9 protein-coding genes are annotated in these 12,891 nt (G+C 41.6%); all 9 read right to left on the reverse strand.

The annotated features are described in order from the left end of the window. Positions 1-47 precede the first annotated feature (47 nt). On the reverse strand, positions 48-938 hold the full coding sequence (sucD, locus tag FTU77_RS11255; protein ID WP_168379215.1) for a succinate--CoA ligase subunit alpha: 891 nt from the start codon (positions 936-938) through the stop codon (positions 48-50). A gap of 13 nt (positions 939-951) precedes the next feature. Continuing rightward, the gene (sucC, locus tag FTU77_RS11260) at positions 952-2,118 is read right to left on the reverse strand and encodes an ADP-forming succinate--CoA ligase subunit beta (protein ID WP_168379216.1); all 1,167 of its coding nucleotides are present in this window, start codon (positions 2,116-2,118) and stop codon (positions 952-954) included. A 181-nt stretch (positions 2,119-2,299) separates the two neighbouring features. After that, positions 2,300-3,730 carry a dihydrolipoyl dehydrogenase gene (gene lpdA, locus FTU77_RS11265; protein ID WP_180055810.1) on the reverse strand — a complete coding sequence of 477 codons (1,431 nt, stop codon included), beginning with the start codon at positions 3,728-3,730 and terminating at the stop codon, positions 2,300-2,302. Positions 3,731-3,790: 60 nt separating this feature from the next. Then, on the reverse strand, positions 3,791-5,008 hold the full coding sequence (odhB, locus tag FTU77_RS11270; protein WP_180011019.1) for a 2-oxoglutarate dehydrogenase complex dihydrolipoyllysine-residue succinyltransferase: 1,218 nt from the start codon (positions 5,006-5,008) through the stop codon (positions 3,791-3,793). A gap of 16 nt (positions 5,009-5,024) precedes the next feature. Next, on the reverse strand, positions 5,025-7,847 hold the full coding sequence (locus FTU77_RS11275; protein WP_078193297.1) for a 2-oxoglutarate dehydrogenase E1 component: 2,823 nt from the start codon (positions 7,845-7,847) through the stop codon (positions 5,025-5,027). Positions 7,848-8,642: 795 nt separating this feature from the next. After that, a complete protein-coding gene (locus tag FTU77_RS11280; RefSeq protein ID WP_078189905.1) occupies positions 8,643-9,350 on the reverse strand; it encodes a succinate dehydrogenase iron-sulfur subunit in 708 nt (235 codons plus the stop codon). A gap of 14 nt (positions 9,351-9,364) precedes the next feature. Further along, positions 9,365-11,263, reverse strand: coding sequence for an FAD-binding protein (locus FTU77_RS11285; RefSeq protein WP_078189906.1), 1,899 nt, complete (start codon positions 11,261-11,263; stop codon positions 9,365-9,367). Positions 11,264-11,275: 12 nt separating this feature from the next. Continuing rightward, on the reverse strand, positions 11,276-11,641 hold the full coding sequence (gene sdhD, locus FTU77_RS11290) for a succinate dehydrogenase, hydrophobic membrane anchor protein (protein ID WP_078189907.1): 366 nt from the start codon (positions 11,639-11,641) through the stop codon (positions 11,276-11,278). After that, positions 11,641-12,039 (reverse strand): succinate dehydrogenase, cytochrome b556 subunit, encoded by a 399-nt coding sequence (sdhC, locus tag FTU77_RS11295; RefSeq protein ID WP_078192993.1) that lies wholly within the window; start codon positions 12,037-12,039, stop codon positions 11,641-11,643. The genes sdhD and sdhC overlap by 1 nt, the downstream gene beginning before the upstream one ends. Positions 12,040-12,891: the final 852 nt, after the last annotated feature.

Consider the following 12,891-nt stretch of genomic DNA (forward strand, 5'->3'; position numbering starts at 1 on the left):
AAAAAAAGAGAATCCGAAGATTCTCTTTTGATGTTTAAGTATGGCGATTAAACCAAACCTTTGCCTTTCAGCACTTCGTACATGGTCGAACCTAATTCAGCAGGACTACGGGTATAGGCCATACCGGCTTTTTCAAAAGCAGCAAATTTCTCTTCTGCTGTACCTTTACCGCCCGAAATGATCGCGCCTGCATGTCCCATACGTTTACCTTTAGGTGCAGTCACACCCGCGATATAACCGACAACAGGCTTAGTTACATTCGACTGGATATATTCAGCCGCTTCTTCTTCTGCTGTACCACCAATCTCACCAATCATGATGATCGCTTCAGTTTGCGGGTCGTCTTGGAACAGCTTTAAGCAATCAATTTGGTTCATGCCCGGAATTGGATCTCCCCCAATACCGATACACGTCGACTGACCTAGACCCAGCTTGGTGGTTTGCGCTACAGCTTCATAGGTCAGAGTCCCTGATCGCGAGATAATGCCGATTTTACCCGGCTGATGAATATGCCCCGGCATAATACCGATCTTACATTCACCCGGAGTAATAATCCCTGGACAGTTCGGACCAATTAGACGTGCATTATTACCATAGGTTTCTAGGTAACGTTTAGCTTTCAACATATCGAGTGTAGGCACGCCTTCCGTAATCACTACGATCAGCTCAACACCTGAATCAATCGATTCAATAATTGAATCTAGGACAAATGGTGCAGGTACATAAATCGAGGTTGCCGTTGCACCTGTTTCACGCACCGCTTCTTTCATGGTATTGAATACGGGCAGATTCAAATGTTGTGTGCCGCCTTTACCCGGAGTCACCCCACCGACCACTTTTGTGCCGTAAGCAATTGACTGTTCAGAATGGAATGTGCCGTTTTTACCGGTAAAACCTTGTACCAATACTTTGGTGTCTTTATTAACTAATACGCTCATGATCTCTACTCCCTTAGCCTTTTACCGCAGCAACGATTTTTTCTGCAGCATCAGCCAAGCCATTTGCAGAAATCAATTTCAAACCTGATTCATCAAGTAATTTTGCACCCAACTCTGCATTGTTCCCTTCTAGACGAACAACCACAGGTACAGTCACATTTACTTCTTGAACCGCTGCAATAATTGCTTCAGCAATCATGTCACAACGTACAATCCCACCAAAAATGTTGATTAATACACCTTGTACAGAACTATCGGCCAAAATGATTTTAAAGGCTTCAATTACGCGTTCTTTGGTCGCGCCACCGCCTACATCTAGGAAGTTTGCAGGTTGACCACCATAGAGTTTAATGATGTCCATGGTTGCCATGGCAAGACCCGCGCCATTCACCATACAGCCAATGTTACCCTCAAGTGCCACATAGTTCAGATCAAATTCTGATGCTTTCAGCTCACGCTCATTTTCTTGCGATTTATCGCGTAGCGCTGCAATTTCAGGTAAACGATACAAGGCATTCGAGTCGATACCAATTTTTGCATCTACACATAAAATCTCGCCATTTTCACGTACGGATAACGGGTTAATTTCAAATAAAGCAAAATCATTTTCAATGAATGCTTGATAAGCCGCAGACATGATTTTGACAAATTGATTCACTTGACCATCTTTTAGGTTTAAAGCAAACGCCACTTCACGTGCTTGGAATGGTAACAATCCAACTAGAGGATCTACTTCAACTTTAATAATTTTTTCAGGCGTTTCTTCTGCAACTTTCTCAATTTCAACACCGCCTTCAGTCGATGCCATAAAGGTCACACGACGGCTAGAACGGTCAACTACAGCACCTAGGTACAATTCACGCTCTACAGGATAGACATCTTCAGACACCAAAATACCACTGACTGGCTGACCTAATGCATCTGTTTGATAAGTAACTAAGCGTGAACCGACCATTTGGTTCACATAATCAGTGGCTTCTTGCGCAGATTTTACCACTTTCACGCCGCCCGCTTTACCACGACCACCTGCATGGACTTGGGCTTTTAAAACTGCAAACTTACCACCCAGTTGCTCAAAAGCTTTGACTGCTTCTTCTGCGGTTGTTACAAATACGCCTTCTTGGACTGGCATACCATATTTTTTTAATAACGCTTTAGCTTGATATTCGTGTAGATTCATTGAACAACCTTTTACTCTTTTTTCGCTTTGTTATGACCCATTAAAGCCCAGACATCCGTCAAAGCAGCTTTAACCTTTTTTAAATCTTAAAATATTTCTTATCTTTATTTTTAGATGATTATTCAAATTAAAACAACCATCAGAAACAAAAAAGAGCGGCCTAAGCCGCTCTTTTTACATCTTATTTACGTTTACGTTGAATCGCGTGAATCGCACGTCCATCGACTGCAAGCGCAGCTTCGTGAACGACTTCAGAGAATGTCGGGTGACCGAAAGTCATTAACTGAAGGTCTTCAACACTTGATACAAACTCAAGTGCAATCATACCTTGGTGTACGATATCAGACGCTGCAGGTCCAATGACATGCATACCAAGTAGACGATCCGTTTTTGCATCAGCAACAAACTTAACAAAGCCTGCGTTTTCACCAGCAGCCATTGCACGACCATTCGCAGCAAAGCCAAATTGACCAGTCTTCACTTCATGGCCTTTTTCTTTCGCTTGCTCTTCTGTTAAACCAACCCACGCCGCTTCTGGGTGTGTGTAGATTACAGAGATGATTGTGTCGTAGTTCACTTGAGCAGCGTGACCGTGCATACGTTCAACAGCCATTACGCCTTCTTCCATTGCTTTATGTGCAAGCATTGGACCACGTACCAAGTCACCAATTGCGTATACGCCTTCAACCGAAGTTGCACACCAATCGTTTACTTCAACTAGACCGCGTTCAGTGAGTTTAATGCCTGAATCTTCAGCCAATAAACCTTCTGCATATGCTTTACGGCCAACACAAACGATCAATTTATCGAAAGTTTGAGTTTTGTCTTCGCCACCTTGCGTATACTTAACAGTAACTTCACGGTCATTTACTTCTGTACCAGCAACTTTAGCGCCAACACGGATATCAAGACCTTGTTTAGTCAATACTTTTTGGTAGTCTTTTGCCAAAGCTTTATCAGCCATTGGTAAGAATGCATCCATTGCTTCAAATACAACAACTTCAGCACCTAGACGACGCCAAACAGAACCAAGCTCTAGACCAATGACACCCGCGCCAATTACGCCAAGACGTTTAGGCACTTCTGGGAACTCAAGCGCACCAGTAGAGTCAACAATAATGTCTTGGTCTACAGGAGCAACAGGAATATTTACCGGTACAGAACCCGATGCAAGGATTACATATTTAGGTTCTAAAATTTGAGTTTCACCTTCGTGAGATACAAACTCAACTTTCTTACCTGCAAGTAATTTACCTGTACCTTTTAACCATTCGATACCATTGCCTTTAAGTAGGCCATCAATACCCATCGTCAATTGGTTAACAATTTTGTCTTTACGATCAAGCAGTTTTGCAAGATCAAATTTCACTTCACCAGTTGTAATACCGTGGTCATCTAAGTGATGAACGGTATCTTCATAGCGGTGAGATGAATCAAGTAATGCTTTAGATGGGATACAACCCACGTTTAAGCAAGTACCACCTAAAGATGGTTTACCTTTATGAATACGTTTTTCAATACAAGCTACTTTAAAGCCTAATTGAGCAGCGCGGATAGCAGCCTCATAACCACCAGGACCGCCACCAATAACAACTAAATCAAATTGAGACATGTGTATCTCCAAAAATGGGCTTAGAGGATCGCTCTAAGCCCATTGCATTATTCTGAAGTATTAAAGATCAAGGATTAGCTTAGCTGGTTCTTCTAACAATTCTTTGATTGTTACAAGGAAGCCTACTGCTTCTTTACCATCGATTAGACGGTGGTCATAAGAAAGCGCTAAGTACATCATTGGCAAGATTTCAACTTGACCATTTACAGCCATAGGACGTTCTTGGATTTTATGCATACCCAAAATCGCAGTTTGTGGCGTATTTAAGATAGGTGTAGAAAGCAAAGAACCGAAAGTACCACCATTAGTAATAGTGAATGTACCGCCAGTCATATCTTCAATACCCAATTTACCATCACGCGCTTTACCAGCGTATGCACGGATACCATTTTCAACTTCAGCATAGTTCATGCGGTCAGTATCACGAAGAACTGGAACCACTAGACCACGGTCGCTTGATACAGCAACACCGATGTCGTAGAAACCGTGGTAAACGATGTCATTGCCATCAATCGAAGCGTTTACAGCTGGGTAGCGTTTCAATGCTTCAGTTGCAGCTTTCACGAAGAAAGACATAAAGCCTAAACGTGCACCATGACGTTTTTCAAATGCGTCTTTGTATTGTGCACGCATTTCCATGATTGGTTTCATGTTTACTTCGTTGAACGTAGTCAACATTGCAGTTTCTTGAGTTGCAGCAAGTAGACGTTCAGCAACACGCTTACGAAGACGAGTCATAGGAACACGTTTTTCGATACGTTCACCAACAGCAACGCTTAATGGCGCAGCAGCAGGAGCAGCTGGTTTAGCTTGATGGTTTGCAACATCTTCTTTAGTGATGCGACCGCCACGGCCAGTGCCAGCAACGTCAGCAGCAGCAATGCCAGACTCAGTCAATGCTTTACGCACTGCAGGAGCTTGATCAGCAACAGGTTGAGCACGTTCAACAACAGGAGCAGCGCCCGCTTGAGTTTGCGCAGCAGCTTGTTCTACTTTCTCTTCTGATTGAACAGCTTGAGTTTGAGCAGCGCCAGAAGCAACACCTTCTTCAAAAGTCGCAATCACTTCGTTCGATAAAACTGTATCGCCTTCGTTTTTAACGATTGCAGAAATCGTACCGTCAGCAGGAGCTACAACTTCTAAAACAACTTTATCTGTTTCAATATCACAAATCACTTCGTCACGTGATACTGCTTCACCTGGTTGTTTGTGCCAAGTTGCAACTGTACCGTCAGCAACTGACTCTGGGAATACCGGTGCTTTAATTTCGGTTGCCATTATTAAGAATCTCCTGTTATTCAGCTACGATAGCTAAAGCATCATTTACGAGCTGAGCTTGTTGTTTTGCGTGCAAATATGGTGAACCACAAGCCGGTGCAGCAGAAGCTTCACGACCTGCATAACTAATACGAACTTGTTTGCCCGCTTTCATCACGTCGTCATACAGACGCGGAGCGATGAATAACCATGCACCTTGGTTCTTCGGTTCTTCTTGAGCCCAAACCAATTCTTTAACGTTTGGATATTGTGCAAGAACTTCAGCAAGACGTGCTTCTGGGTACGGATACAATTGTTCAATACGAACGATTGCTGTGTTGTTCAATTCTTTTTCACGACGTTTTTCAAGTAAGTCGTAGTAAACCTTACCACCACAAAGCACTAGACGAGTTACGTCTGATTTGTTGATGTTGTCGATTTCATCAATCACAGTTTGGAATGAACCATTTGCAAGTTCTTCTAATGTAGAGGTTGCAAGTTTGTGACGAAGAAGAGACTTCGGTGAAGTCACGATCATTGGTTTACGGATTGGACGAAGTGCTTGACGACGCATCGCATGGTAAATCTGCGCTGGTGTAGTCGGTGTGATCACTTGCATGTTTTCTTCAGCACATAGCTGTAAGAAACGCTCTAAACGAGCTGATGAATGCTCAGGACCTTGACCTTCAAAGCCATGTGGAAGAAGCATAGTCAGACCGCATACACGTTCCCACTTCGTTTCGCCAGACGCGATGAACTGATCGATTACAACCTGTGCACAGTTTGCGAAGTCACCAAATTGCGCTTCCCAAATGACAAGGCTCTTTGGAAGAGTCGTTGCATAACCGTATTCGAATGCAAGAACCGCCATTTCTGACAATAATGAGTCATAAATAGCTGTACGTGGTTGGTTTTCTTTCAAGTTACATAATGGAATGTAAGTTGAACCATCTACTTGGTTATGAAGTTTTGCATGACGGTGTGAGAATGTACCACGACCAACGTCTTCACCTGTTAAACGAACAAGGAAACCTTCATCTAGAAGAGACGCGTAAGCTAATGTTTCAGCAGCACCCCAGTTCAATGGCATTTCACCAGTCTGCATTTTCAGACGGTCATCAATCACTTTAGCAACCTGACGTTGCATCACGAAGCCTTCTGGAAGCTCGCGCATTTTCGCACCAAGCTCTTTTAGACGTTCGATTGGGAAAGTGGTGTCCCATTTATCTGTGTATTCGTGGCCTAGGTAAGGTTTCCAGTCCACAAACATTTTTGTGTTTGGCTCAAGTACCAACGCATTTGCAACGTGTTTACCTGCTTCAAGGTCAGAACGATACTGTTCAACCATTGCATCAGCAGAAGCGCGATCAATAACACCTTCTTGTACAAGCTTGTCAGCATAAAGCGTACGTGTAGTCGCTTTTTTATTGATGATTTGATACATCATTGGCTGAGTTGCAGCTGGCTCGTCGGCTTCGTTATGACCACGACGACGGTAGCAGAACATATCGATTACAACGTCTTTACGGAATGTATGACGGAAATCGTGTGCCAATTGAGAAACAAATAATACAGATTCAGGATCATCACCGTTCACATGGAAGATAGGTGCTTGGATCATTTTCGCGATGTCAGTACAGTATTCTGTAGAACGCGCATCACGTGGGTCAGACGTTGTGAAACCAACTTGGTTGTTTACAACGATATGAACTGTACCACCCACGGTATAACCGCGAGTTTGTGACATTTGGAAGGTTTCTTGGTTTACACCTTGACCTGCAAATGCAGCATCACCGTGAACGATGATTGGTAATACATCATCACCACCGATATCTTTACGACGTACTTGACGTGCGCGTACAGAACCTTCTACTACAGGTCCAACGATTTCTAAGTGTGATGGGTTAAACGCTAATGCCAAATGAACTTCGCCACCCGGAGTCATGACGTTTGAAGAGAAACCTTGGTGGTATTTAACGTCACCAGAGCCTTTTTTATGCAGAGATTTACCTTCAAACTCACCAAATAGATCAGCTGGGTTTTTACCCATGATGTTTACAAGCAGGTTCAAACGGCCACGGTGAGGCATACCGATAACCACTTCTTTACAGCCTACTGAACCTGCGCGTTGAATAAGTTCATTCACCATAGGAATGAAAGATTCACCACCTTCAACACCGAAACGTTTCGCACCAACGAATTTGTTACCAAGGTATTTTTCTAGGCCTTCAGCTGCAGTTAGACGTTCAAGGATATGTTTTTTCTGGTCTGCAGTGTAGCCAAATTGACCACGAGTACCTTCAAGGCGTTGTTGAATCCAACGTTTTTCTTTTGTATCAACAATGTGCATGTATTCAACACCAATCGAAGCAGTATAAGTTGCTTCCATTGCTTGAACCATTTCACCAAGTGTTGCTTCAGACTTACCGATTGCAAGGTTACCTGTATTAAATACAGTATCTAAGTCAGACTGAGTTAGACCGTGCGCAGCAAGATCTAGATCAGGCACGATTTCACGTTTTGCAAGACCAAGTGGATCTAATTTTGCGTTTTGATGACCACGGTTACGGTATGCAGCGATCAACTGTAATACACCGATTTGACGGCGTTCATGCTCAGAACTTACTGCACTTTGCACTACTGGCTGAACACGGCTTGAATTACGGCCTAATAATAGGAATTGCTCACGTACATTGCTGTGTGGTTGATCACCTTTCGGGAATTTATCGAAGTATTCACGCCAATCAGCCTCTACTGAGTCTGGAGCCGTTAGATACTGCTCATAAAGTTCTTCAATATACGCTGCACTGTCAGCGCTAAGTTCAGTGTCAAGACGCAGTGCGTCAGCAACTTCTTGCATTTGTGGACCCATTTCCTATTGCAAAACATTTCAGGATGCTTTTTAAGCGAACCCATGATTAGTAATGTCAAATTGGTAATATGACATTAGTCCCCATTAGGCTTAAGCCTTGAGGCGTTATCACTACATTAGGATTACCCAATGTGATTAATGAACAATAACGCCCTCAGCGGCATCATTACTCATTGAGAAATACCCGACATAAATCGGGCAATTTTTGCAAATCATCTTAGAAAAAATAAATTTTTCGCAATTATCTTTTCTAAAGCGACTTTATTAACATTTATATACCGTCTACAGCGCTTAAATTGTAGAAAAAATGTACCCAATTCAAAGTCATTTTTTACATATAGTGATACTTTAAATGCTAACACGTTCGAGCATTTTCAATTGATTTTTTTGACACATACCTCTCATAAATTAGCGAAATACACTGTTTGTATTTTCATCTATGATATGGTGCTACATATAAAATGATCTTTCAATTAAGACAAAAGTCTACGTTCGATTTTTACCTCACCTCATATACAAAAACAAAAGAGAGCTGACATTCCTATCCTCTCTCTTTTTACTACGTTACATAATAACATCTTCTAATCCTTTTGACAGACTTGAACGAGCGTTTCATCAATAAATAACCATTTATCTATCACTTTATACTTTTAATTCACTACGTTTCTATGAAATCCATTTATAGCACTCTGCAATGACAGCGAATAACTTTCACTATCATCATTTTTATATATGACAAAAAAAGCGCACCCAATGGTGCGCTTTTTTTTACTGCTAAATCTATTAACCAAGATCTAAAAGCATATTACGGATGTGACCGATTGCTTTAGTTGGGTTAAGACCCTTAGGACATACAGATACACAGTTCATGATACCTTTACAACGGAACAATGAGAATGGGTCGTCAAGACGAGCCAAACGCTCTTGAGTTGCTGTATCACGAGAGTCAATGATGAAGCGATATGCGTTCAACAATGCTGAAGGACCCAAGAACTTGTCTGGGTTCCACCAGAATGATGGACATGAAGTTGAACAACATGCACAAAGAATACATTCGTACAAACCATCTAAATGTTCACGCTCTTCAGGAGACTGCAAACGCTCTTTAGGAGGCGCAGGCTGATTGTTGATTAGGAACGGATGGATTTTGTTGTACTGATCGTAGAACTGATTCATATCTACAACCAAGTCTTTAATAACTGGAAGACCTGGAAGTGGACGAATTGTAATCACTTCTGGTAAGTCGTTTAGGTTCCAAAGACACGCTAAACCATTTTTACCATTGATGTTTACACCATCAGAACCACAAATACCTTCACGACATGAACGACGGAATGTTAATGATTCGTCTTGTACTTTTAATGCTAGAAGCGCATCAAGCAACATACGGTGCTTGTCAGTCAACTCTAGTTTAAAAGTTTGCATGTACGGAGCTGCATCCTTATCAGGATCGTAGCGGTAGATATTAAATGTACGAGTACCTCTACTCATCTTACTTCTCCCAATTAGAATGTACGTGGTTTAGGTGGAATAGCATCTACAGATAAAGGCTTGTAACGTACTGGTTTGTACTCAAGACGGTTATCTACAGAGAACCATAAAGTGTGTTTCATCCACTCATCATCACGACGGCCGTATGGGTAGTCAGCATGATCAGGTGGTAATTCGAAATCTACCACTGTATGCGCACCACGACATTCTTTACGTGCAGCTGCAGAAATTAATGTCGCTTTTGCAACTTCATACAAGTTTTCAACTTCTAGAGCTTCAACACGTGCTGTGTTAAATACTTTAGATTTGTCTTTCAAGTGAATGTTGCGTACACGTGGTTCGATCGCAAGAATCTGTTTCACACCTTCTTCAAGAAGTGCAGATGTACGGAATACACCAGCATGGTCTTGAACGATGTCACGGATTGCATCAGCAACTTCTTGAGCATTTTCACCAGAAGTAGATTCATCAAGATGACGAACACGATTCAAAGTGTTTTCAAGAACAGTTGTAGGTAATGGAGCGTATTCATCACCATGGTGTTTAGTTACGTAGTCAACAATATGTTCACCAGCAGCTTTACCAAATACAACCAAGTCAAGCAATGAGTTTGTACCTAGACGGTTTGCACCATGTACAGATACACATGAACATTCACCGATTGCATAAAAACCTTTCACTGGTTTAGTGAAATCACGGTCGCCCGCGTTGTGTGAGTACACATCAGTTTCTTTGTTGTAGTTCGCAACCAAAGCTTCAGTTTCACGAGAAACAGGAACAACCACTTGACCATGAATGTTTGTAGGAATACCACCCATTTGGTAATGGATTGTAGGTACTACAGGAATTGGCTCTTTAGTGATGTCAACGTTCGCGAATTTCTTACCAATCTCGAATACAGATGGAAGACGTTTCATGATTGTTTCAGCACCAAGATGCGTCATATCAAGCAAGATGTAGTCTTTCTTAGGACCACAGCCACGACCTTCTTTAATTTCTTGGTCCATAGAGCGTGATACGAAGTCACGAGGTGCCAAGTCTTTAAGTGTCGGAGCATAACGTTCCATGAACGGCTCACCAGCATCGTTACGAAGGATCGCACCTTCACCACGACAACCTTCTGTCAACAATACGCCTGCGCCCGCAACACCTGTTGGGTGGAATTGCCAGAATTCCATATCTTGTAATGGAATACCTGCACGAGCTGCCATACCAAGACCGTCACCAGTGTTGATATAAGCGTTAGTAGATGCACGGTAAACTCGACCAGCACCACCAGTAGCAAACAATGTAGCTTTACCTTGGAATACTGCAATTTTACCCGTTTCTTGGTCAATTGCTGTCACACCAAGTACATCGCCTGCTTCGTTACGGATCAAATCAAGTGCGATCCATTCTACGAAGAATTGAGTACCCATTTTCACGTTGCTTTGATAAAGCGTGTGAAGAAGTGCGTGACCTGTACGGTCGGCAGCAGCACATGCACGTGGAACTGGCTTTTCACCATAGTTCGCAGCATGACCACCAAACGGACGTTGGTAAATTGTACCGTCAGCGTTACGGTCAAATGGCATGCCTAAGTGTTCAAGTTCATATACAACTTGAGGCGCTTCACGAGTCATGAACTCAATTGCGTCTTGGTCACCTAACCAGTCAGAACCTTTAACTGTGTCGTAGAAGTGGTAGTGCCAGTTATCTTCTTGCATGTTACCAAGAGATGCACCAATACCACCCTGCGCTGCAACAGTGTGCGAACGAGTTGGGAATACTTTAGTCAGTACAGCAACTTTCAAACCAGCTTGAGCAAGTTGGTAAGAAGCACGCATACCTGAACCACCACCACCAACGATGACTGCATCGAAAGTTTGGTGTGGAATATTTGTGTAATCTTCTTTAGGGGTTATAGCGCCCATGATATCTTCCTATCAATTTGCCCAAAAAATCTGGATCGCCCAGATCGCGTATGCAAATACTGCAACAATCACTGCAGAAGTCAGCACTAAACGCAGACCGTTTGCTGAAGGACCCATTTGACGAGTAGTCACATAGTCAGTGAATACTTGCCACATACCAATCCAAGCATGCGCAACAAGAGATAAGACAGACAATAAAGATAAAATCTTCATTGGTGTTGTCATCATAAAGCCATACCATTGCTCAAAAGTGAATCCGCTATTGCAAAGGATCCAGCCCAGTACAACAATAGTATAAACAGCCAATACAACGGCACTTACACGTTGGATAAACCAATCGCGTGAACCTGATCCTGTTAAACCTGTAGCACTTTTCATTAGAGAACAATCCATACAAATGCTGCAACAATACCGATTGCAGACAAGATCAATGAAATAGTAGCTGCGATACGACCACTTTGAAGTTCTTCAGCAACGCCAAGATCTGCAAATAGATGCTTGATACCACCGATAAGGTGATAAATTAAGCCGGCTACAAATACCCATACGACAAAACGCACAATAAAGCTATCAAACACAGCTTGAACTTGCGCAAAACCTTCAGGTGAAGATAGAGATTTGTCTAAAATCCAAAGAAGGACCGGTACGAGTAAAAATACGATAACACCTGATAGACGGTGTAAAATTGATGCAATAGCCACAGGGGATTTTAAGTTTACGTCTAAAACTTGACCCATGGACAAATTGACAGGTCTGTTGCTTTTCACAGCGGGCATCCTGTAAGTAAAAACTCCATCCGGAGTTTGTTGGAATTAATTCGTAGGAAAGCTAGCATAGTCAGACATTACAATATAATAAACTCTGCAGCTGTCTGATCTTATAAACGACAGGGAATTATAAAACGTGAACTTTCAAAACACAAACGAAGACAATTAGGAATTTTGCAAAATATCCTTAAATAAGAATCATTAACAATAACTTTTCTAAAAACAAATACCTTATTTATCTAAGAAAATCAGACTATCTTGTTGGTTTTAATCAGTTAAATGTAAGTTTCACTTATTGTTTTTGTGTGTATATAGCGATTTAAACTTTTAGACTAAAGATGAACAAATCTAAATCTTTCTTTTCCCACTACATTTTAAAATCTTCCAACACATTCGCCAAGCCATAATCATAAAAATAAATGTGCATCATTTTCTCAAATGATAAAACTCAAAGATCATGAAACGAAATAAGAACTTAGTCTGTGCATAAAAATCTCAGCAACAGCAAATCTGTTTAATAAAACGCCATTTTTTACCTTTCAAATGACAAAAATGATCATTTATTAAGCTTTTAAAGGCGTTTAATTAACTATTTTTTAACCAAACGAACTTTTTTTTAAGGGCGATTAAGTCGTTTTAATTATGAATAAGAAAACAGCAATTTAGAGCCACAGATGTGTGTAAGTTACGAAAATTATAATAATTTAATGAAATAGCGGTCTTGTAATTCATATTTGTTTCAGAGTTTTTAAGAATTAAAAATTGCTTACAATTAAGGCAATAGGCTTTTTTTAATCTGCACCTCCCCTGCAATTTGACTTATTATACTGCGTCGGCACTGTGATTTTACTCATTTTTTAA

It is taken from the genome of Acinetobacter sp. YH12142, from assembly GCF_013418435.1.
Lineage (GTDB): Bacteria > Pseudomonadota > Gammaproteobacteria > Pseudomonadales > Moraxellaceae > Acinetobacter > Acinetobacter amyesii.

Bases quoted from the DNA above. Each gene is read 5' to 3' on its own strand.
- sucD (WP_168379215.1), bottom strand. From the start codon at position 938: ATGAGCGTATTAGTTAATAAAGACACCAAAGTATTGGTACAAGGTTTT.
- sucC (WP_168379216.1), bottom strand. From the start codon at position 2,118: ATGAATCTACACGAATATCAAGCTAAAGCGTTATTAAAAAAATATGGT.
- lpdA (WP_180055810.1), bottom strand. From the start codon at position 3,730: ATGTCTCAATTTGATTTAGTTGTTATTGGTGGCGGTCCTGGTGGTTAT.
- odhB (WP_180011019.1), bottom strand. From the start codon at position 5,008: ATGGCAACCGAAATTAAAGCACCGGTATTCCCAGAGTCAGTTGCTGAC.
- FTU77_RS11275 (WP_078193297.1), bottom strand. From the start codon at position 7,847: ATGCAAGAAGTTGCTGACGCACTGCGTCTTGACACTGAACTTAGCGCT.
- FTU77_RS11280 (WP_078189905.1), bottom strand. From the start codon at position 9,350: ATGAGTAGAGGTACTCGTACATTTAATATCTACCGCTACGATCCTGAT.
- FTU77_RS11285 (WP_078189906.1), bottom strand. From the start codon at position 11,263: ATGGGCGCTATAACCCCTAAAGAAGATTACACAAATATTCCACACCAA.
- sdhD (WP_078189907.1), bottom strand. From the start codon at position 11,641: ATGAAAAGTGCTACAGGTTTAACAGGATCAGGTTCACGCGATTGGTTT.
- sdhC (WP_078192993.1), bottom strand. From the start codon at position 12,039: ATGCCCGCTGTGAAAAGCAACAGACCTGTCAATTTGTCCATGGGTCAA.